General features: G+C 63.9%; 22 protein-coding genes. 8 read left to right on the forward strand and 14 right to left on the reverse strand.

What is annotated here, in order from left to right:
* Positions 1 to 156: 156 nt before the first annotated feature.
* Positions 157 to 1059, forward strand: a complete 903-nt coding sequence (locus ACQ4MJ_RS07220; RefSeq protein WP_121420300.1) for a DMT family transporter — start codon at positions 157 to 159, stop codon at positions 1057 to 1059.
* A gap of 21 nt (positions 1060 to 1080) precedes the next feature.
* On the opposite strand, the gene ACQ4MJ_RS07225 is transcribed toward ACQ4MJ_RS07220, so the two are convergent.
* From ACQ4MJ_RS07225 to lptF, 5 genes are all read right to left on the reverse strand, one after another.
* On the reverse strand, positions 1081 to 2253 hold the full coding sequence (locus ACQ4MJ_RS07225) for a pyridoxal phosphate-dependent aminotransferase (RefSeq protein ID WP_431149404.1): 1173 nt from the start codon (positions 2251 to 2253) through the stop codon (positions 1081 to 1083).
* A 55-nt stretch (positions 2254 to 2308) separates the two neighbouring features.
* Positions 2309 to 3250: a CysB family HTH-type transcriptional regulator gene (locus tag ACQ4MJ_RS07230; RefSeq protein WP_010458783.1), complete on the reverse strand. Its 942-nt coding sequence runs from the start codon at positions 3248 to 3250 to the stop codon at positions 2309 to 2311.
* Between the two features lie 64 nt (positions 3251 to 3314).
* Positions 3315 to 3695: a sirohydrochlorin chelatase gene (locus tag ACQ4MJ_RS07235; protein ID WP_055396016.1), complete on the reverse strand. Its 381-nt coding sequence runs from the start codon at positions 3693 to 3695 to the stop codon at positions 3315 to 3317.
* A gap of 33 nt (positions 3696 to 3728) precedes the next feature.
* Positions 3729 to 4835 (reverse strand): LPS export ABC transporter permease LptG, encoded by a 1107-nt coding sequence (gene lptG / locus ACQ4MJ_RS07240; RefSeq protein WP_055396018.1) that lies wholly within the window; start codon positions 4833 to 4835, stop codon positions 3729 to 3731.
* Positions 4832 to 5935, reverse strand: a complete 1104-nt coding sequence (gene lptF, locus ACQ4MJ_RS07245; protein WP_055396020.1) for an LPS export ABC transporter permease LptF — start codon at positions 5933 to 5935, stop codon at positions 4832 to 4834. The genes lptG and lptF overlap by 4 nt, the downstream gene beginning before the upstream one ends.
* 73 nt (positions 5936 to 6008) lie before the next feature.
* Between lptF and ACQ4MJ_RS07250 the strand changes: the two genes are divergently transcribed.
* The 4 genes from ACQ4MJ_RS07250 to ACQ4MJ_RS07265 all read left to right on the forward strand — a co-directional run bounded on the left by ACQ4MJ_RS07250 (position 6009) and on the right by ACQ4MJ_RS07265 (position 9826).
* Complete coding sequence (locus ACQ4MJ_RS07250; protein WP_431149402.1) at positions 6009 to 7508, forward strand: leucyl aminopeptidase; 1500 nt, start codon at positions 6009 to 6011, stop codon at positions 7506 to 7508.
* 7 nt (positions 7509 to 7515) lie between these two features.
* On the forward strand, positions 7516 to 7950 hold the full coding sequence (locus ACQ4MJ_RS07255; protein ID WP_431149401.1) for a DNA polymerase III subunit chi: 435 nt from the start codon (positions 7516 to 7518) through the stop codon (positions 7948 to 7950).
* Between the two features lie 416 nt (positions 7951 to 8366).
* Positions 8367 to 8567: a hypothetical protein gene (locus ACQ4MJ_RS07260; protein ID WP_431149400.1), complete on the forward strand. Its 201-nt coding sequence runs from the start codon at positions 8367 to 8369 to the stop codon at positions 8565 to 8567.
* Positions 8568 to 8698: 131 nt separating this feature from the next.
* A complete protein-coding gene (locus tag ACQ4MJ_RS07265; protein ID WP_121420293.1) occupies positions 8699 to 9826 on the forward strand; it encodes a branched-chain amino acid ABC transporter substrate-binding protein in 1128 nt (375 codons plus the stop codon).
* Positions 9827 to 10112: 286 nt separating this feature from the next.
* Here the strand turns inward: ACQ4MJ_RS07265 and ACQ4MJ_RS07270 are convergent, their stop codons facing one another.
* From ACQ4MJ_RS07270 to lexA, 3 genes are all read right to left on the reverse strand, one after another.
* Complete coding sequence (locus ACQ4MJ_RS07270; protein ID WP_055396027.1) at positions 10113 to 11120, reverse strand: D-2-hydroxyacid dehydrogenase family protein; 1008 nt, start codon at positions 11118 to 11120, stop codon at positions 10113 to 10115.
* Positions 11121 to 11301: 181 nt separating this feature from the next.
* Positions 11302 to 11790 (reverse strand): hypothetical protein, encoded by a 489-nt coding sequence (locus ACQ4MJ_RS07275; RefSeq protein ID WP_431149399.1) that lies wholly within the window; start codon positions 11788 to 11790, stop codon positions 11302 to 11304.
* 173 nt (positions 11791 to 11963) lie between these two features.
* Positions 11964 to 12638, reverse strand: a complete 675-nt coding sequence (gene lexA, locus ACQ4MJ_RS07280; RefSeq protein ID WP_176886099.1) for a transcriptional repressor LexA — start codon at positions 12636 to 12638, stop codon at positions 11964 to 11966.
* Between the two features lie 89 nt (positions 12639 to 12727).
* Here lexA and ACQ4MJ_RS07285 point away from each other — a divergent pair, with 89 nt between their 5' ends.
* From ACQ4MJ_RS07285 to ACQ4MJ_RS07295, 3 genes are read left to right on the forward strand one after another with little or no spacing between them, the layout of a single operon-like run.
* A complete protein-coding gene (locus ACQ4MJ_RS07285) occupies positions 12728 to 13678 on the forward strand; it encodes an asparaginase (RefSeq protein ID WP_431149397.1) in 951 nt (316 codons plus the stop codon).
* Between the two features lie 17 nt (positions 13679 to 13695).
* Positions 13696 to 14118: a hypothetical protein gene (locus ACQ4MJ_RS07290; protein ID WP_121420290.1), complete on the forward strand. Its 423-nt coding sequence runs from the start codon at positions 13696 to 13698 to the stop codon at positions 14116 to 14118.
* Between the two features lie 24 nt (positions 14119 to 14142).
* The gene (locus ACQ4MJ_RS07295; protein WP_431149396.1) at positions 14143 to 14613 is read left to right on the forward strand and encodes a DUF6152 family protein; all 471 of its coding nucleotides are present in this window, start codon (positions 14143 to 14145) and stop codon (positions 14611 to 14613) included.
* A gap of 122 nt (positions 14614 to 14735) precedes the next feature.
* Here ACQ4MJ_RS07295 and adk read toward each other — a convergent pair whose 3' ends face one another.
* The 6 genes from adk to ACQ4MJ_RS07325 all read right to left on the reverse strand — a co-directional run bounded on the left by adk (position 14736) and on the right by ACQ4MJ_RS07325 (position 18856).
* Positions 14736 to 15392, reverse strand: coding sequence for an adenylate kinase (adk, locus tag ACQ4MJ_RS07300; protein ID WP_121420288.1), 657 nt, complete (start codon positions 15390 to 15392; stop codon positions 14736 to 14738).
* A 227-nt stretch (positions 15393 to 15619) separates the two neighbouring features.
* A complete protein-coding gene (gene kdsB, locus ACQ4MJ_RS07305) occupies positions 15620 to 16456 on the reverse strand; it encodes a 3-deoxy-manno-octulosonate cytidylyltransferase (RefSeq protein WP_431173697.1) in 837 nt (278 codons plus the stop codon).
* The gene (locus ACQ4MJ_RS07310) at positions 16453 to 16635 is read right to left on the reverse strand and encodes a Trm112 family protein (RefSeq protein ID WP_010458810.1); all 183 of its coding nucleotides are present in this window, start codon (positions 16633 to 16635) and stop codon (positions 16453 to 16455) included. The genes kdsB and ACQ4MJ_RS07310 overlap by 4 nt, the downstream gene beginning before the upstream one ends.
* Positions 16636 to 16705: 70 nt before the next feature.
* The gene (gene lpxK, locus ACQ4MJ_RS07315; RefSeq protein WP_431149395.1) at positions 16706 to 17770 is read right to left on the reverse strand and encodes a tetraacyldisaccharide 4'-kinase; all 1065 of its coding nucleotides are present in this window, start codon (positions 17768 to 17770) and stop codon (positions 16706 to 16708) included.
* A gap of 5 nt (positions 17771 to 17775) precedes the next feature.
* On the reverse strand, positions 17776 to 18210 hold the full coding sequence (locus ACQ4MJ_RS07320; RefSeq protein WP_176886095.1) for an ExbD/TolR family protein: 435 nt from the start codon (positions 18208 to 18210) through the stop codon (positions 17776 to 17778).
* Position 18211: 1 nt separating this feature from the next.
* Positions 18212 to 18856: a MotA/TolQ/ExbB proton channel family protein gene (locus ACQ4MJ_RS07325; RefSeq protein ID WP_055396044.1), complete on the reverse strand. Its 645-nt coding sequence runs from the start codon at positions 18854 to 18856 to the stop codon at positions 18212 to 18214.
* Positions 18857 to 18976: the final 120 nt, after the last annotated feature.

An 18976-nucleotide genomic window follows, 5' to 3' on the forward strand; every position in this document is an offset into this window, starting at 1 on the left:
GGCGCTGGGTGTGTCTGCTGCTGCACGCCTTGCTGGGGCACACACTGAGGCTTTCTAGCACGGGAGCCGGGTCACAGTAGTGCTTGGATGCCAGCCCGGAGCCAAGGCGCTCGCAAGGTGAGATCATCCCCACCCCGGTTTTCGTTTCTTTTCTTCATGACCCAGGCCACTCCACTCCGTCCCAGCGCTTCCAGTCCGCTCAATTCGCTGGTCCCTTTGCTTTTTGTGGCGCTCTGGAGCACCGGCTTTATCGGCGCCAAGCTGGGGCTGCCGTATGTGGAGCCACTGACCTTTCTGGCGCTGCGGTTTGCCATCGTCATCGTGCTCATGCTCGCGGTGGTCGCCGTGGCGCGTGCGCCGTGGCCGCCAACCGGAAGGGCCTGGCTGCACATTGGGGTGTCGGGCCTGCTGGTGCATGGCGTGTACCTGGGCGGGGTGTTCATGGCCATCGGGCACGGGCTGCCGTCAGGCATCACGGCGCTGGTGGTGGGGTTGCAGCCACTGCTGACAGCCCTGGTGGCCGGGGCTTTGCTGGGCGAGAAGGTGCGGCCGGCCCAGTGGGCGGGCCTGGCCCTGGGCTTTACCGGCGTGGCGCTGGTGGTGGCCGGCAAGGTGGCCACCGTGCCAGCCAATGCACTGATGGGCATGCTGCTGCCCGCTGTGGTCGCGCTGCTGGGCATTACGGCCGGCACGCTGTACCAGAAACGGTTCTGCCCCTCGTTCGACTTGCGCACGGGATCGGTGATTCAGTACCTGCCCTGTGCCGTGGCCATGGCCGCCGTCGCCTACGCCACCGAATCCATGGCCATATCGTGGACGGGAGAGTTTGTGTTTGCGCTGGGCTGGCTGGTGCTGGTGCTCTCGCTGGGGGCCGTGAGCCTGCTGAACCTGCTCATCCGCCGGGGCGGGGCAGTGAACGTGGCCAGCCTGTTCTACCTGACCCCGCCCACCACGGCGCTGATTGCCTGGGCCATGTTTGGCGAGACGCTCAGCGGCTGGGCGCTGGTGGGGATGGCGTTGGCAGTGGCGGGGGTGTGGCTGGCGCGGCAGACGAGGTAGGGCCTCAATAGGCCCTGCAGATCACAGCTTGCGAAGCCGCTCCAGCGCGGCGCGCAGCGTTTCGTCCTTCTTGGCAAAGCAGAACCGCACCACGCGCTGGTCAAACCCGTCGCCATAGAACGCCGACAGCGGAATCGCAGCCACGCCCACCTCGCGGGTGAGCCACTGGCAGAAATCGGCCTCGTTCAAGTCGCTGATCGCCGAGATGTCCACGCACTGGAAGTAGCTCCCGGTACTGGGCAGTAGCTTGAAGCGCGAGCCCGCCAAACCTTCGCGGAACAGGTCGCGCTTGGCCTGGTAGAACGCGGGCAGCTGCAGGTAGGGAGCCGGGTCCTGCAGGTACGCGGCCAGGCCATGCTGCATGGGCGTGTTCACAGTGAACACGTTGAACTGGTGCACCTTGCGGAACTCGGCCGTCAGCGCTGCGGGGGCGGCCACGGTGCCGACCTTCCAGCCCGTGACGTGGAAGGTTTTGCCAAAGCTCGACACGATGAAGGCGCGGGCGGCCAGGCCTGCAAAGCGCGCGGCGCTCTGGTGGTCGGCGCCGTCGAACACCATATGCTCGTACACCTCGTCGCTGATCAGCAGGATGTCGGTGGGCGCGAGCAGGTCTTCGAGCTGGCGCATTTCCTCGGCCGTCCAGATGGTGGCGCTGGGGTTGTGCGGGCTATTGATGAGGATGGCGCGGGTGCGCGGCGTGATGGCGGCGCTGATCTTGGCGAAGTCGGGGCGGAAGGTGCCGGGCGTGAGCGGCACGCGCACGGCTTTGCCACCGGCCAGCTCGATGTTGGGCACATAGCTGTCGTAGCAGGGGTCGAGCACGATCACCTCATCACCCGGGTGCACGATGGCGAGTATGGCGGTGATGATGGCCTGCGTGGCGCCCGCCGTGACGGTGATTTCAGTATTGGGGTTGTAGGCGCGGCCGTGCAGCGCCTCGATCTTGCGGGCCACGGCCTCGCGCAGCGCGGGGATGCCGGGCATGGGCGGGTACTGGTTGTGCCCGGCCTGCATGGCGGCGGTGACGGCGTTCACCAGCTCAGGGGCGCATTCAAAGTCTGGAAAGCCCTGGCCCAGGTTGACGGCCTTGTGTTCGGTGGCCAGGGCCGACATCACCGTGAAGATGGTGGTGCCGACGTGGGGCAGCTTGCTGGGGAAGGCTGGGGTGCGGGCGGCAGCGTTAGCTTGGGTCATGGCGCAACAACGTAAAAATCAAAGGTGTTTTGAAGACAGGCGAACTACGGCGAAGTCACAGCTCATAGTCGTTGACGTGCCCCGTCATCGCACGTGCGATAAGGTCGCGGCTCAGCCGGTCGCTGAGCAGTTCGGCAAATTTATAGACAAAGTTGCGCAGGTAGGCGCTGCGCTTGAAGGCAACGCGTGCCACGCTCTGCCCGAAAAGGTGGCCCACAGGGCGCACGGCCAAGTCGCCCACCGGGTCGTCGCGCATGGCCATCTCAGCCACGATGCCGATGCCCAGGCCCAGGCGCACGTAGGTCTTGATCACGTCCGAGTCGATGGCTTCGAGCACGATGCGAGGCTGAAGCTTGCGGGCGGCAAAGGCCTGGTCGATCTTGCCCCGGCCGGTGAATGAGGGGTGGTAGGTAATCAACGCCTCGTGCGCCAGGTCGTCCAGGCCGATGCGTTCCTTCTGCGCGAGCGGGTGGTCGTTGGGCACGACCAGCACGTGCTGCCATTCGTAACAGGGCAGGGTGACGAGTTCGGGGTAATCTGCCAGGGATTCGGTGGCCATGCCGATTTCTGCCACTTCATCGATCACCATGCGCGCCACCTCGTGCGGCGTGGCCTGGTGCAGGCTGATGTTGACTTTGGGGTAGGCCTCACGCAGCCGCGCCACGGGCACGGGCAGCACGTAGCGGGCCTGGGTATGGGTGGTGGCGATGCTCAAGGTGCCGCTGTCTTGTGCGCTGAACTGCTCGCCAATGCGCTTCAAGTTACCCACCTCGCGCATGATGACTTCGATGCTTTTGAGCACGTGCTGGCCGGGCTCGGTGATGCGCTTGAGGCGTTTGCCGTGGCGGGCAAAGATGTCCACGCCCAGTTCTTCTTCCAACTCGATGATGGCCTTGGAGACGCCGGGCTGGGAGGTGTGCAGGGCCTTGGCGGCTTCAGTCAGGTTGAGGTTGCGGCGTGCTGCCTCTTGAACGAAGCGGAATTGGTGCAGGTTCATATCTGATATCGCCTAAAGGGTTGCATCATTATGCTGCAAGCATCTAAGAGATATTGGAAGAACCTCAGCTTTGGGGCGCCTCGCACGCGATTTCTGCCATCAATGCGGTCATGCGCGGGTCTTCGCCGATGGCGGTCTGCACGTGGAAATGAACGCCGGGGTGGGCGGCACGCAGGTCCTGCACCAGCACGGGCAGGTCTTCACGCGCATGCTTGCCGGTGCCCAGGAACATGGGCACCACGGTGACCTGCGTGGCGCCCTGCGCGGCGAGTTGCTGGGCGGCATCTGGCAGCGATGGTGTGCACAGTTCCAGGTAAGCGCAAAGGACCGGCCTGCCAGGCTGCTGCGCGGCGATATGCGCCGCAACGGCTTCCAGCGGCACGCGCCAGAGTGGGTCCCGCGATCCGTGTGCGAATAAAATGATAGCGGCTTGCGCTTGCTGCATAAGCGGTAGAGGCCCAAAAGGCTTAAAAAAATTTTACCGGCGAAGCACCAGCCAGCCGAAGGCGGCTAGCGACAGCACGGAATAGATGAGCCCAGGCGCGGCGGCGGTGAGCCAGGGCGACCAGTTCTGCAGGTTGCCTGCATAGCCGAACACGTTGTTCAGCAAGAAGAAGCTGATGCCCGCCATGACGCCGCCAAACACATAGCCCGCAATGCCGCCCGAGCGGAAATGCAGGTAGGCAAAAGGCAGGGCCAGCACCACCATCACCAGGCAACTGAGCGGGTAGAAAACCTTGCGCCAGAACTCGATTTCGTACCGCTGGGCAGACTGGCCGTTGGCGTCGAGGTGGCGGATGTACTGGAAGAGGTCGATGGTGGCCATGCGGTCGGGTTTGAGCAGCGAGGCGGCCACCATGTCGGCGCTGATGCGGGTGGGCCACTGCAGGGTGGGTGCATCCAGGTGCTCCACACGCGCCTCGTCGTTGCCGCGCTGTTCGAAGCGGCTGCGCTGCACTTGCTCCAGGTTCCACGCACCGTCAGGCCCAAACTGGCCGGATGCGGCCCGCGTCTGCGAGGCGAGCCGGCCCTTGGCATCGAATTCAAAGATACGCACGTCCAGCATGCCGCCATTGGGTGTGAGGGCGCGCACGTTCACGGCATAGGAGTGGTCGTCCTGGCGCTCTTTGAGCCAGGCGCCCGTGGCGCCAGTGGTCAGGCGCCCCAGGTATCGCACCTTGACGAGCTGGGCGGCGCGGTCGGTCAGCGGCGCAATGTAGTCGCCTACCGCAAAGGTCAACAGTACAAAGAAGCCCCCCAGCGCCACCAAGGTGCGCAAGGCACGCCACGGGCCCATGCCGCTGGTGCGCATGATGGTGAATTCGGAGCTTTGGGCGAGCCGAGCCATCACGAAGATGGTGCCGATGAGCACGGTAATGGGCAGCAATTCGTACAGGTGGCTGGGAATGCTCAGCACCACGAACAGGAAAGCATGCGAGAGCTGGTAGCCCTCGGCGCCGGTGCGGCCCACCCAGCGCAGTTCGTCCACCAGGTCAAAAAAGAAAAACAGCGCCAGAAATCCGGCGGTGACAAAGGCCACGGCGAACAGGGCTTCGCGGTGGATCAGGCGGCGAATGGTTTTCATGCGGGGCTCCTGGTCGGACGGGGCTGCCAGAGCCGCCGCACGGTCCAGTGGTTGTGGCGCGCAGCCAGGATCAGCAGCGACATGGTCAGCATGCCGCCATGCAGCAGCACCATGAAGCTCAGCAGGCCCAACCGGCCCGCACCCACCCAGCTTTGTCCCAGCGTCATGAGGTTGTAGTACACGATGAAGGCAAAAAGCGCGAACACCAGGCTGGTGCTGCGCGCAGCGCGCGGGTTGACGCTGGCCACGGCCAGGCCCAGCACGACGAAGTTGATGGCGGCCAGCGCCAGCCCCAGGCGCCAGCCCAGCTCGGCGCGGTAGGCGGGCAAGGGTTGCATCAGCAGCTCGTGCGTGGCGCGGGTCTTCACAGACAGTTCTTCCGCCGAGCCTGCAGGTGCCGACCCAATGCGGGTGCCGTATTCGGAGAACTCGCTGATCTTGACGCCGGGCTTGTCGCGCGAGGTCTCCAGGCGCTGGCCTTCGCTCAGCACCGCCATGCGCTCGCCGCCCCGTGTCTCCAGCCGCGCGCTGCGCGCAGAGGTCACGGATTCGCGGGCGCCGTCGGTGGCTGCGATGAAGATGTTGTTGCCAGCCTGCGTGTCGGGGCTGTCCTTGTCGATGAAGAACACCCGGCTGCCGTTGGAGGATTCCTGGAATTCGCCGGGCGCGATGCGGTCGATGTCGCTGCGTTGTTCGTAGCGCGTCTTGAGTTCCTGAATCTGGGAGTTGGCCCAGGGCCACACCAGCAGCGACAGCACAGCAATGACCACCATGACCGGCCACGCAAAACGCAGCAAGGGCCGCAGCAGGCTGATGAGGCCACGGCCGCTGGCAAACCAGATGACCATTTCGCTGTCACGGTACATGCGCGAAAGTGTGCCGACCACAGCGATGAAGAGGCTCAGGCTCAAGATGGTGGGCAACTGCCCCAGCACCGTGAAGCCCATGACCAGCATCACATCGGAAGGGCTCACGCTGCCCTTGGATGCCTGTCCCAGGGTGCGGATGAGCATCATGGTCATGACCACGGTCACCAGCACCACGAGCGTCGCGCCAAAGCTGCGCGCCAGCTCCTTGCGGATGGATGAATCGAATAACATTGGCTAGGAGCGCGCTATGCACTTTTGCGTGCATTTCAAAGTGCATAGCACGCTCAAAAGGAAAACACCGATTATGAACTTTGATCTCAAGACCCTTGACCTTGCTGCGGCAGCTTCAGAGAAATGCGACCTGCTGGTTGTGCTGCTCCCTGAGGGCTTCAAGCCCGGCAAGGATGCGCTGTCCGCCCTGGCGGCCCTGGCGCTCAAGAACGGGGATCTGGCCACGAAGGCGGGCAAGCACCTGCAGCTGTACCAGGTGCCTGCCGTTGCCGCCCGTCGCGTAGTGTTGGTGGGGCAGGGTGACGGATCTGCCCGTGCCACCCGCCAGGCGCTGCAGGCGGTGGGGGGTGCCGTCAAGGCGCCGCAGACCAAACGGGTGGTGTTGTGTTTTGCCGGAGCCGTGCAAGCCGCTTCTGTCAGCGCCGCTGTGCAGGCTGTGGCCGAAGTGAGCTATGTCTACACTACCACCAAGACCAAGGTGGAGGCACGCAGCCTGAGCCGCTGCGTGGTGGGTGTACCCACCGCCCCGGATGTGCGCGAGGACTTCGACGCCGGTGTGGCGCTGGTGGCTGGGGTTGAGTTTGCGCGGGAATGGGGCAATCGCCCCGCCAACCATGCCACCCCCACCCTGCTCGCCGATGCCGCCAAGACCCTGAGCAAGCTGCCCCGCATCCAGTGCAAGGTCCACGGCCCGGCCGAAGTGGCCCGGTTGGGCATGGGCGCCTTCCTCGCTGTGGCAAGGGGTTCCGAGGAACCCCTGAGATTCATCGAATTGCGCTACAACGGCGCGGCCAAAGACCAGGCTCCCATCGTGCTGGTGGGCAAGGGCATTACGTTCGATACCGGGGGCATCTCCATCAAGCCTGCCCCGGAGATGGACGAGATGAAGTTCGACATGTGCGGCGCTGCCAGCGTGCTGGGCACCTTTCGCGCTCTGGGAGAGTTGCAGCCCTCGATCAATGTGGTGGGGCTGATACCCGCCTGCGAGAACATGCCCGATGGCCGTGCCGTCAAGCCGGGAGACGTGGTCACGAGCATGAGCGGTCAGACCATCGAAATCCTGAACACCGACGCCGAAGGCCGTCTGGTGCTGTGCGATGCGCTCACCTACGCCGCCCGCTTCAAGCCTGCCGCCGTGGTGGACATCGCCACCCTGACCGGCGCCTGCGTGATTGCGCTCGGTGGTGTGCGCAGTGGTCTGTTCGCCAACAACGATCCCCTGGCATCCGCATTGCAGCAGGCTGGCGAGTCTGCCCAGGACCCTTGCTGGCGCATGCCGCTGGACGACGACTATGCCGATGGTCTCAAGAGCAATTTCGCCGACATGGGCAATGTAGCCGGCCGTGCGGGGGGTTCCATCACCGCCGCGAAGTTCCTGCAAAAGTACGTGGGCGACATGCCATGGGCGCACCTGGATATCGCTGGCACGGCCTGGAAGGGTGGCGCCGCCAAAGGTGCCACAGGGCGGCCGGTGGGACTTCTGGTGCACTATCTGATGGGCCAGGCCATTGCCGCCAAGCCGGTTTCAAAGCCTGCGGCGGCAAAACGCTCCGTGCGCACCAAGACGGCCTGAGCGTGCCATGACCGAGGTTGCGTTTCATTTCAATGCGCCGGACAAGCTGGCCTACGCATGCCGCTTTGCGCGCAAGGTGCAGCGCAGCGGGGCCCGCCTGGTGATTGCGGCGCCGCCCGACACCTTGGCGACGCTGGACCGCATGCTCTGGGTCCTTGCTCCGCAGGACTTTGTGGCCCATTGCCTTGGCGATGCTGATGAAGACCTAGTCCATGCGTCTCCCGTGTTGCTGACTGTCGATGCCCGGTCTGCCCCGCACCATGAAGTGCTACTGAACCTGCACGCGGAGGTGCCGGAGGGATTTGGCCGGTTTGATCGGTTGGTGGAAGTGGTGAGTGCGCAGGATGAGTTGGATCGCGGCGAGGCCCGGGCGCGCTGGCGCCACTATGCATCGCGCGGCTATGCCATCACCCGCCACGACTTGGTGCTGAAAGCTGGCTGATGGCGCTGCCTCCTCCCAAAACGCCCCCGCGCTTCGTTCCCACCCTCACCGAAGTGGTGCAGGTGCCGGACTCCGCGCCTCTGCCGCCGGCGTCCTCTGCACCATTGCGCACCACGGTCATGTCTCCGTCCGCGTTGCCCGCTGCAAGACCCAGCCCGACAGCAGCGCAGCCTGCGACACGACCGCTGAGCCCCCCTCTGCCCAGTGCCCGCCCGCCTGCAGTGATGGCGCCACGCCCGGCTGCACCAGCGCCTATGCAGAGTGCGCCCGCTCCATTGGTTCACCGAGCTCCCGTTGCGGCGGCAGTGGCTCCCGCGTCTTCGTCTTCGCCTGCATCTCTCGCGTCGACCCTCGGGTCTTCAAAGACGCCCAGACCGCAGCTCACCCGGCCACTGCCGGAAGGCATGGAGGAGTACATGGTGCACAGGGTCATGCAGCGTGTGGACGTTGTGCTGGATCAACGTTTGCGTGAAGCCATCGCCACCGTGGTGCAGGAGCAGACACGATCGGTGCTGCCGCGACTGCGTGAAGAGATTGAATCCGTGGTCCGGCATGCCGTGTACGAGGCGGTGGCGGACGAGCTGGCCAGTGGCGCGTCCTCGGTGCCAAAGGGATGACAGGGTATTCCCCTGTGGTTTCTCTCGCGTTTAATCGTGTTCCCTAATGATCTGGCCCGTAAATTGCGATATGTTCGCCTGCGTTGAGACACAAGAAGATTCTCAGCGTTTATCTTTACTGGAGATTTGATATGCAATTGAAGTTGAAACTGACCGTGGTTGCTGCTATCGCGGCTGTTGCTGGTGTGGCCTCTGCACAAGAGCAGGTGGTCAAGATCGGCCATGTGGCTCCGGTTTCCGGCGCCCAAGCCCACTACGGCAAGGACAACGAAAATGGCGCCCGCATGGCCATTGAAGAGCTGAACGCTCAAGGCATCACCATCGGCGGCAAGAAGATCAAGTTCGAACTTCAAGCTGAAGATGACGCTGCCGATCCAAAGCAGGGCACGGCCGCTGCACAAAAGCTGTGCGACTCCAAAGTTGCAGGCGTTGTCGGCCACCTCAACTCCGGTACCACCATTCCTGCTTCCAAGGTCTACAACGACTGCGGCATCCCGATGGTGACGGGCGCTGCGACCAACCCCAACCTGACCAAGCCTGGCTACAAGACCACATTCCGTATCATCGCCAATGACAACGCCCTGGGCGCTGGCCTGGCGTTCTACGCTGTGGATACGCTCAAGCTGAAGACCGTTGCCATCATTGACGACCGTACCGCTTACGGCCAAGGTGTGGCAGACGTGTTCAAGAAGACTGCCACTGCCAAGGGCATGAAAGTGGTGGACGAGCAGTTCACGACCGACAAGGCAACCGACTTCATGGCCATCCTGACGGCCATCAAGTCCAAGAACCCTGATGCAGTGTTCTACGGCGGTATGGACCCTCAAGCCGGCCCCATGCTGCGCCAGATGGAACAACTGGGCATGGGCAACGTCAAGTACTTCGGTGGTGACGGCGTCTGCACGTCTGAAATCGCCAAGCTCGCAGCGGGTGCCAAGACCCTGGGCAACGTGATCTGTGCTGAAGGCGGCTCTTCGCTGGCCAAGATGCCCGGCGGCACGGCCTGGAAGGCCAAGTACGATGCCAAGTACCCCAACCAGTTCCAGGTCTACAGCCCCTACACCTACGACGCCACGTTCCTGCTGGTGGACGCTATGAAGCGCGCCAACTCCGTGGACCCCAAGGTGTATGTGAACGAACTGGCCAAGTCCAACTTCAAGGGTGTGACCTCCACCATCGCTTTTGAACCCAATGGCGAAATGAAGAACCCCGCCATCACTCTGTACGTCTACAAGGACGGCAAGAAGACCCCTCTGTAATCGGAGTGGTCTGGCTCTTCAAGGTCTTTTTGGCTTTGGAGAGCGCCAAACAAAAGGGCTTCCTTTGGGAAGCCCTTTTTTGTTGTTCAAATGCAGCTAGGTGGGGTGAGCAGGTTGTTCTGCTTGGCTGCTCAATGCCCAGGAGCTGGAGTTTGTTAAAGACTCGGGCGATGACCAAAACCGGCGCTAGGCGCAGCAGAAGGTGCAATCGTACTGAGGTCAGGAGCTTCCAGTCTTGTTGCTTCCCGCAATAGCGAGGATGGATGTGCCCGATTTTTGCGCCAAATTAACGCCGCACCTGCAGTGCGCCTGGATTCACGATGTTGGTGGGAGTGCCTTTGATGAAATTCACCACATTGTCGAACGCTGCACCAAAATAAAGCTCATAGCTGTCTTGCTCTACATAGCCAATGTGGGGCGTGCAAATGCAGTTCTCCAGCCGCAGCAGGGCATGGCCCTGAAGGATGGGTTCGCTCTCGAATACATCGACAGCGGCCATGCCGGGGCGGCCCCGGTTCAGGGCGGCAATCAGGGCATCGGTCTCAATCAGCTCGGCACGCGAAGTGTTGACCAGCAGGGAGGTGGGCTTCATGCAAGACAGATCTTCGAGTGAGACGATGCCGCGCGTTTCGTCGTTGAGCCGAAGGTGGAGCGAGATCACATCGCATTGCGAGAAAAACTCCTCGCGCGTGGTGGCAGCCTGGTATCCATCCGTCAAGGCCTGGGCGCGTGATGCCTCACGCCCCCAAATGCGGACATTCATTCCAAAAGCACGCCCGTAGCCCGCCACCAATTGGCCAATGCGGCCATAACCCCAGATACCCAGCGTTTTGCCCCGCAGCACGCTGCCAAGGCCAAAATTGGGAGGCATGGACGCCGTCTTCAGCCCTGATTGTTGCCAGGCGCCATGCTTGAGGTTGGAGATGTACTGCGGCAGTCGGCGCATTGCGGCCATGACAAGTGCCCACGTCAGCTCTGCGGGGGCCACGGGTGAGCCTATGCCTTCTGCCACTGCAATCCCACGTTCCGTACAGGCAGCTACATCAATGTGATTGCCGATCTTGCCGGTTTGCGCGATGAGCTTGAGACGGGGAAGTTTCTCCACCAGTTGACGGGTGATCTGGGTGCGCTCCCGCACAAGCACGATGATGTCAGCGTCTTTGAGGCGGACGGACAGCTGGCCCAGCCCTTTGACGGTGTTGGTGTAGACCTTGGCGGTGTACGCGTCAAGCCGGGATGCGCAGTGGAGCTTGCGGACTGCGTCCTGGTAGTCGTCGAGGATCACAATGTTCATCCCGACATTGTGCCTTGGCCACGCCGGTCGTTTCATACCGGACCGCCCCCTGGCACAGGAAAGGATGGGGCTTTTGGTGACGGAGTGTTGGCGACCTCGACAAGCGCCGTCCACAGCGATCAGGCGGCATCCTCCATATACAAAGCAGTCAATGGATCGCTGGGTGGTGCATGCCTTGGGCTCAACAGGCTTGCAGCGCCGCCTCGGATGCAGCCAGGCGGTCCAGCTCGGCGCACACATCGGCCATGCGGCCGGCGATCACCAGTCGGCCTGAGCCGCCCGATGTGGGGAGCCTGCGCAGGACCTTGGCAGCCCTGCAGCCTGAGCCGTCTGCCAATCTGGATGATCCACAGGCAACGCGGGTAGCGGCAGGCGGCGGTATGAACGCCCGGGCATCGGTATTGGTGGCCACAAACCGCGTGGTGGCTCCGGTGGGTGGTGTCTGGGGGCTGACCGTAAAGGGCCAGTTGCCTCGCGGTGGACGTTGGCTGGGGATGTTGGATGGATGGCGGGGTTTGTCAGTGCCTGCTGATCCGCTCCTGCGGCCCAGGTCCGCGTCATCGGGATGGGGGCGGGGCGCTGGCAGGTCTGCTGCAGACGGCTCCTTGAAGGTGTGGAGCCAGTGGGTCAGGGTACGCAGAGTGCTGGAGAGCGCAGAAAAGGTGGTCAAGGCAATTCCCATGTGAAAACTCCGAAGGTCGGGGGTTGGACATAGGCAGGATTGCAAAGTAAACCGGCACCGCAGGGCTGGCGTACTGGTTTTACCAGTGCGCCAAACGCCCGCCACCTGCAGCGCGGCAGCTAACGAACTAATTCATGAGTGAATGCGATGGAGCGCTGTGGCTACATCAGCATGGTGTTGCGGATGAGGCCGACGGCGAGCCCTTCAATCTCAAAGGGTTCGCCGGGCTGCACCACGATGACCGGGTAATCCGGGTTCTCGGGCAGCAGTTCGATGGCGGTCGCAGTACGGCGCAGGCGCTTGACCGTCACATCGTCTCCCAGGCGGGCCACGATGATCTGGCCGTTGCGGGCTTCGCGGGTGGACTGCACGGCCAGCAGATCGCCATCCATGATTCCGGCATCGCGCATCGACATACCGCGCACTTTGAGCAGGTAATCGGGCTTGTGATGGAACAGGCTGTTTTCCACACTGTAGGTTTGGTCAACGTGTTCCTGCGCGAGAATGGGCGACCCTGCCGCCACACGCCCCACCAGGGGTAGCACCAGTTGTGAGAGTCCGGGAATCGGCAGGCTGAACTGGTTGCCGCGTGCTGCATTGATGGAGCGCACGGTGTCACCGCGCAACCGGATGCCACGGGATGTGCCACTGACCAGCTCGATCACGCCTTTGCGCGCCAGCGCCTGGAGATGTTCTTCTGCCGCGTTGGCCGACTTGAACCCCAGTTCGGCAGCGATCTCTGCACGGGTGGGGGGCGCCCCGGTGCGTGCAATGGCCGTCTGGATGAGATCCAGAATCTGTTGCTGGCGGGCAGTGAGTTTCGGGTTGTCGAGCATGGTGGTTTCCGGTGGAGGCGGCTACAGTGATGGACAACTGTTTTTTAATCCAGTAACTGTATTTTTCACCAGTTTTTCGGAGTACGCAAGTGAGTGGGCAAAAAATTGTGGTTTTGGGCACCGGAGGGACCATTGCAGGCACGTCCGCGCAGGCTGGCGACAACATCGGCTACACCGCTGCGCAGGTAGGGGTCGGGCAGCTGCTTGCAGCTGTTCCCGGATTGCAGCAGGCCGCGCGGGGCGTGCTGGTGGCGGAGCAGGTGGCCCAGATCGACAGCAAGGACATGGATGGCCAGGTGTGGCAGGCGCTGGCGCTGCGCTGTGCGCACCACCTGGAAGATCCCGAGGTGCGTGGTGTAGTCATTACCCACGGAACCGACACGCTGGAAGAGACGGCGTGGTTTCTGCACGAAGTGCTGGACACCCGCGCGAAACCCGTGGTGCTGACCTGTGCCATGCGCCCGGCCACGGCGCTCACGCCCGATGGGCCTCAGAATCTTCTGGATGCTGTTGCTGTGGCGGTCACGCCCGGCGCACGGGGTGTGCTGGCGGTCGCCGCTGGCGAAATTCATGGGGCACGGCAGGTTCAGAAGGTGCACCCCTACCGGGTGAATGCGTTCAACTCGGGCGAGGCCGGGCCTTTGGGTTGGGTGGAGGAGGGGGCTGTCCGTCTTGTGCAGGATTGGCCCCTGGCGCCTGGTGTTCCAGCATTGAATGCTATTGAAAATGTAGTGAATGCCGCAGCCTGGCCCCGCGTGGAAGTGGTCATCAGCCACGCTGGCGCATCGGGAACCATGGTGGACGCACTGGTGCGAGATGGGGTCCAGGGGCTGGTGGTGGCCTGCACGGGCAATGGCACCATCCACCATGCTCTGGAGGCCGCATTGCTGCGTGCCCAGGAGGCGGGTGTGCGCGTGGTGCGGTCCACACGCTGCTCCGAGGGGCAGGTGCTGCCCAAGCCGGGGGACGCATTGCCGGACTCCCAGGGGCTATCCCCCTTGAAGGCCAGGATCTCGCTGATGCTCGAACTGCTGCACTGAGCAACAAGGCCACCCCGATGTTTTTTGCAACTCTTAAGTCCCATGCGTGGGCTTACCCCGCGCTGGAGGTGGTGCACATCGTGGGCATTGCCTTGCTGTTGGGCAATTTGGTCTTGCTGGAGTTGCGGGTGTTTGGCCGTGGGGCGGCGCTGCCCGTCAAGGATTTGGCGCGGCTCAGCCTGTCGCTGGCATTGTGTGGTTTTGGCCTGGCGGCGGCGTCGGGCCTCTTGATGTTTGCCACACAGCCTGCCGAACTGCTCGCCAGCCGCGCATTCACCTTGAAGATGCTGCTGTTAATGCTTGCAGGTTGCAACGCCGCGTGGTTCCATGGGCGGGGTTCCCTGGCTCGCCTGGATGCTCTGGCCCGGGTACAGATGCTGGGTTCCACCGTGATCTGGCTGGCTGTGGTGGTGTGTGGCCGCTGGATTGCTTACCTCTGATCGGACATGACAAGGAGAGAACCGATGAGCCTGCAACGCCGCCACGTGCTCCTGGCCGCAACGGCCATTCCCTGGGGCGCGCGTGCCCACCATGGGTGGAGCAGTTTTGACCCCGACCGTCCCATCTACCTGGAAGGCACCGTGCGCAAAGTGCGCTGGCAAAATCCACACGCCGAGCTGGAGCTGGAGACACCTGCCGAGCTGAAGCTGCCTGCGGATCTGGCCCAGCGTGTGGTGCCTGCGCAGGCGTCCCCCGTGGATGGCAAGGCCTTGCTGGCCAAGACGGTTTTGCCCACCCGCAAAGATCGACGCTGGGAAGTGGAGCTGGCGCCCCTGACCCGCATGCAGGCCTGGCAGGTGCAGGAGATCAAACCCGGCACTGCGGTATCGGTGGTGGGCTTTACCCTGCGCGAAGAGAAGGGCGACGCGTTGCTGCGGGCGGAATACCTGTTTGTGGATGGCAAAGCCTACGGCTTACGCTCCAGCCCAGCCTGAGCCATCGGTATGGCCCGGGGATAGCCATGCGAAAGACCTGAAACTGTTCCCTGCACCGCATAAAAAAAGCGACGCCCTGCTGCCATGGCGTCGCTGGTTGCAAGGGGCGATAGCCCCGAGCCTTAACTGGCCAGTGCCTGCAGTGCGCGTGCCGTGATCTCGTCCACGCTGCCCGTGCCGCTGATGGCGCGGTACTTGGGAGCCAGCTCGGGTTCGGCCTGGGCCCAGTTGCTGTAGTAGTCCACCAGCGGGCGCGTCTGGTCGCTGTAGACCTGCAGGCGCTTCTTGACGGTTTCTTCCTTGTCGTCTTCGCGCTGGATCAGCTCTTCGCCCGTCACGTCGTCCTTGCCTTCCACCTTGGGCGGGTTGAACTTGACATGGTAGGTGCGGCCGCTGGCGGGGTGCGAGCGGCGGCCGCTCATGCGTTCGATGATGGCGTCAAAAGGCACATCGATTTCGAGCACGTAGTCGAGCTTGACGCCCGCTGCCTTCATGGCATCGGCCTGGGGAATGGTGCGGGGGAAGCCGTCGAACAGGAAACCGTTGGCGCAGTCTGCTTGCGTGATGCGCTCCTTGACGAGACCGATGATGATGTCGTCACTGACCAGGGCGCCCGAATCCATCACCGCCTTGGCCTGCAGGCCCAGAGGGGTGCCGGCCTTGACGGCTGCGCGCAGCATGTCGCCGGTGGAGATCTGGGGGATGCCGTACTTCTGGCAGATGAACGTGGCTTGCGTGCCCTTTCCGGCGCCAGGCGCGCCCAACAAAATCAGTCTCATGGAAGTCCTCGAAGGTTAGAAATCGGTTGGCGCCGCTGGCGGGGACGTTCGAAGGGCGCCTGAAGCCGTTCTGTGCGCCCGGGATGCGGTGCTCTCGTTGCGGTCGAGGATAGCATGCGACTCCCTTGCGCTGACTTACATGCTGCACCGGGTTGGGCAGGGGTGTCGCAGGGTGGATAGCCGGGGCATTCGGCGGACCGGCGCGGCGCGCGCCACCGGCCCGCTCCTCATCGGAAAAGGCGGCGAACCCGTTCCAGGTCTTCGGGCGTATCCACGCCCGGGCCAGGGGCCGCTTTGGCCAGATGAACCGCAATGCGGTGGCCGTGCCACAGGGCGCGCAGTTGCTCCAGCGCTTCCACCGCCTCGGTGGGGGCGGGTGTCAGGGCAGGAAATTGGCGCAGAAAGCCCGCACGATAGCTGTAGATGCCCACATGCCGCAGTGGCGCGAACCCCGCCAGGGCTGCTACACCGGGTGCCGCCGCCTCGGCCGCACCTTGCCACCAGGCCAATCCCATATGGTCCCGCGCAAAAGGGATGGGCGCGCGGCTGAAGTAGTGGGCCAGGCCCCGCGCGTCCAGCACCACTTTCACCACGTTGGGGTTGGTGTAGTCGGCCAGTGACGCAATGGCGTGGGCTGCGGTGCCCATGCTGGCCTCCGGCCGGGTGGGCAGGAGGGCTGCCACAGCGTCGATGAGGCCGGGGTCTATCAAAGGTTCATCGCCTTGCACGTTGACGACCACGTCGTCCCCGTCCAGACCCAGCTGGGTACAGGCTTCGGCCAGGCGGTCGCTGCCGCTGGGGTGGTCGGCGCGGGTCAGTATCGCTTGCACGCCATGGGCGGTGCAGGCCTGCAGGATGCGAGGGTCATCGGCTGCCACCACCACGCGGGCTGCTGCACTTTGGGCGGCACGCTGGGCCACGCGCACCACCATGGGCAGGCCCGCGATATCGGCCAGGGGTTTGTCGGGCAAGCGGCTGGATGCCATGCGCGCTGGGATCAGCACCGTGAAGCGACCGCTCGCGGTCGGAGCGCCTGGCGTGCCGGGATCCGTTGCTGCGCTCACTGCTCCAGTTCCTCGTCGGTGAGCGTGCGGGCTTCGTTTTCGAGCAGCACCGGGATGCCGTCCCGCACCGGATAGGCCAGGCGAGCGCTGCGGGAGACCAGTTCCTGGGCATCGCGGTCGTAGGTCAGCGGGCCTTTGGTGACGGGGCAGACCAGCAGTTCAAGCAGTTTGGGATCCATGGTGACAGCGCTTTCCAGGAGGTTCGTTCGGGCAGGCAAGGATGATAGCGGCGGCCTGGGCGGTGAATCGTTAATGCCTGTGGACGCCCAAGGCCAGCAGGCGCGCATCCAGCGCTGCGAAAAAGGCCGGGTCGATGTGCAATTGCAGGGGCACGGCCAGCGCGTCCGGGTGGTGTTGCCAGAGCTTGACAGCGTCTTTTTCAGTGCAAATTAGCGGGTGGCGCTTGTCAGATGAGTGGGTCCAGCTATCAAAATCATAGTGATCTGGCAAGGCTTCCGTGTGTGCCAGCTGCAGCGCCTCAGCCTGCAGCATGGCAAAGAACACTTCGGGGCGTGCCACGGCCGCCACGGCATGCAGCGGCTGGCCTTGCAGGTCCGACAGCGGCACCCGGGTGCCGTCCGCACGCAAGGCATAGGGGGCCAGTCGGCGTTGCAGGCCATAGGCATGGGCGGGGTCGCTTCCAGGCGGCAGAGTCCCTGCATGCAGCACAAAATTCACCGCGCGTGGCCAGGGCTCACGCAGGGGCCCCGCTGGCAGCAGGAAAGCGTTGCCCACGCCCTGTTCGTTGAAGATGCAGACCTCCAGATCGCGCGCCAGGGCCAGGTGCTGCAGGCCATCGTCGCAAACGATCACGTCGGTGTCCGGGTAAGCAGCCCGCAGGGCGCGGGCGGCGGTGATACGGCGAGGCGCCACAAACACGGGCACCCGGCAGTTGCGCGCGATAAGGGCGGGTTCATCGCCCACCTCATGGGCGGGGCTGTCGGGCGTCACCTCGCGGCAGTCGGTGGTGCTGCGGCCGTAGCCGCGTGAGACCACGCCGGGGCGCAGGCCCAGACCTTGCAGATGCTGGACAACGGCAATGACCACGGGGGTTTTACCTGCGCCTCCGGCAATCACGTTGCCCACGACGATGACCGGGCGGCCAGGGTGCTCCGCCTTCAGCAGGCCGATGCGGTAAAGCCCGCGCCGCATACCGACCAGCGTGCGGTAGACCCGCGAGACCGGCCACAGCACCCAGGCGAGCGGGCCGCGTGCCTGCCAGATTTTCTGGAGCCCGGAGGCGGGTGGGGGGAGGGCTGCGCCCCGCAATGCGGGGGCGCTGGGCGAGGGCGGCTGCAGCCCGGGGGCAGCCATTCGTGTCAGCGGCTGGGGCTGCGCGCCGCAGCCGAAGACTGCGTGGCAAACGTGATCTGCGTGAGGCCCACGCGGCGCGCGGCCTCCATCACCGAAACCACGGACTGGTGCGGCGCCATCGCATCGGCGCTGATGATGACCACACTGCCCTGGCCCGCTGTGGCGGCACTGCGCAAGGCCTGCGCGATCGCGTCCACGCTTTTGCCGTCCACGCCCGTCTTGTTGACGGCGTAGCGCCCGTCGGCGGCCACGGACACGATGACTTCCTTGGGGTGGTCGCGTTGCTGCTCGGCATCGGCCACGGGCAGCGTGAGCTGCAGCTCGGTGAACTTGCTGTAGGTGGTGGTCAGCATCAGAAAGATGAGGATCACCAGCAGCACGTCGATGAACGGGATCAGGTTGATCTCCGGCTCTTCCTTGGCGCGGGGACGGAAGTTCATTTCACTTCTTCCGCAAACGCAGGATGTGGCGCACAAATTGTTCCGAAGCCAACTCCAAGGTGAGCAGATAGGCATCCACCCGGGCGCGGAAGTAGCGCCAGAAAATCAGTGCCGGGATGGCCACGATGAGGCCAAAAGCCGTGTTGTAGAGCGCGATCGAGATGCCATGCGCCAGCTGGGCCGGGTTGCCGCCACCCATGGCCTGGCCCACGCCACCGCTGCCGGCCTGCGAGCCAAAGATCTCGATCATGCCGATCACAGTGCCCAGCAGGCCCAGCAAGGGCGCGGCCGAGGCGATGGTGGCCAGTGCCGACAGGTATTTTTCCAGCCGGTGCGCCACGGCGCGCCCCGCGCCTTCCATGGCGGCACGCAGGTCGGTCTCGCTGCACTGGGGGTTGCTGTTGAGGGTGCGCAGGCCGCTGGCCAGCACTTCGCCCAGGGCGGAGTTTTGCGCCAACTGGTTCACCACGTCGGGGGTGGGCACGGCCTTGGACGAGACCGTGATGGCTTCATCGAGCAATTTCGGGGGGGCGACACGGGCCGTCTTGAGGGCCACGAAACGTTCAAAAATCAGCGCCATTCCCAGGACGGAACACGCAATCAGGGGCCAGATCGGCCAGCCTGCGGCTTGTATGATGGACAGCAAATCTCTCTCCGCGCAGATGAAAGCAATCGGCGATTATGGCCCAGCTTGCAGGGCCCACCTCGTCACAAACCGTTACGTTGCTGTGCGCGCCGTCGCCCCATCTGCTCACCCACAAAATCT

Origin of the sequence: Acidovorax facilis, from assembly GCF_050626955.1 — a bacterium.
In the GTDB taxonomy this organism is placed as follows: Bacteria; Pseudomonadota; Gammaproteobacteria; order Burkholderiales; family Burkholderiaceae_C; genus Acidovorax; species Acidovorax facilis.

What these genes read in the sequence shown, in the direction of transcription:
- ACQ4MJ_RS07220 (WP_121420300.1), top strand. Translation starts at nt 157, where the DNA reads ATGACCCAGGCCACTCCACTCCGTCCCAGCGCTTCCAGTCCGCTCAAT.
- ACQ4MJ_RS07225 (WP_431149404.1), bottom strand. Translation starts at nt 2,253, where the DNA reads ATGACCCAAGCTAACGCTGCCGCCCGCACCCCAGCCTTCCCCAGCAAG.
- ACQ4MJ_RS07230 (WP_010458783.1), bottom strand. Translation starts at nt 3,250, where the DNA reads ATGAACCTGCACCAATTCCGCTTCGTTCAAGAGGCAGCACGCCGCAAC.
- ACQ4MJ_RS07235 (WP_055396016.1), bottom strand. Translation starts at nt 3,695, where the DNA reads ATGCAGCAAGCGCAAGCCGCTATCATTTTATTCGCACACGGATCGCGG.
- lptG (WP_055396018.1), bottom strand. Translation starts at nt 4,835, where the DNA reads ATGAAAACCATTCGCCGCCTGATCCACCGCGAAGCCCTGTTCGCCGTG.
- lptF (WP_055396020.1), bottom strand. Translation starts at nt 5,935, where the DNA reads ATGTTATTCGATTCATCCATCCGCAAGGAGCTGGCGCGCAGCTTTGGC.
- ACQ4MJ_RS07250 (WP_431149402.1), top strand. Translation starts at nt 6,009, where the DNA reads ATGAACTTTGATCTCAAGACCCTTGACCTTGCTGCGGCAGCTTCAGAG.
- ACQ4MJ_RS07255 (WP_431149401.1), top strand. Translation starts at nt 7,516, where the DNA reads ATGACCGAGGTTGCGTTTCATTTCAATGCGCCGGACAAGCTGGCCTAC.
- ACQ4MJ_RS07260 (WP_431149400.1), top strand. Translation starts at nt 8,367, where the DNA reads ATGGTGCACAGGGTCATGCAGCGTGTGGACGTTGTGCTGGATCAACGT.
- ACQ4MJ_RS07265 (WP_121420293.1), top strand. Translation starts at nt 8,699, where the DNA reads ATGCAATTGAAGTTGAAACTGACCGTGGTTGCTGCTATCGCGGCTGTT.
- ACQ4MJ_RS07270 (WP_055396027.1), bottom strand. Translation starts at nt 11,120, where the DNA reads ATGAACATTGTGATCCTCGACGACTACCAGGACGCAGTCCGCAAGCTC.
- lexA (WP_176886099.1), bottom strand. Translation starts at nt 12,638, where the DNA reads ATGCTCGACAACCCGAAACTCACTGCCCGCCAGCAACAGATTCTGGAT.
- ACQ4MJ_RS07290 (WP_121420290.1), top strand. Translation starts at nt 13,696, where the DNA reads ATGTTTTTTGCAACTCTTAAGTCCCATGCGTGGGCTTACCCCGCGCTG.
- ACQ4MJ_RS07295 (WP_431149396.1), top strand. Translation starts at nt 14,143, where the DNA reads ATGAGCCTGCAACGCCGCCACGTGCTCCTGGCCGCAACGGCCATTCCC.
- adk (WP_121420288.1), bottom strand. Translation starts at nt 15,392, where the DNA reads ATGAGACTGATTTTGTTGGGCGCGCCTGGCGCCGGAAAGGGCACGCAA.
- ACQ4MJ_RS07310 (WP_010458810.1), bottom strand. Translation starts at nt 16,635, where the DNA reads ATGGATCCCAAACTGCTTGAACTGCTGGTCTGCCCCGTCACCAAAGGC.
- lpxK (WP_431149395.1), bottom strand. Translation starts at nt 17,770, where the DNA reads ATGGCTGCCCCCGGGCTGCAGCCGCCCTCGCCCAGCGCCCCCGCATTG.
- ACQ4MJ_RS07320 (WP_176886095.1), bottom strand. Translation starts at nt 18,210, where the DNA reads ATGAACTTCCGTCCCCGCGCCAAGGAAGAGCCGGAGATCAACCTGATC.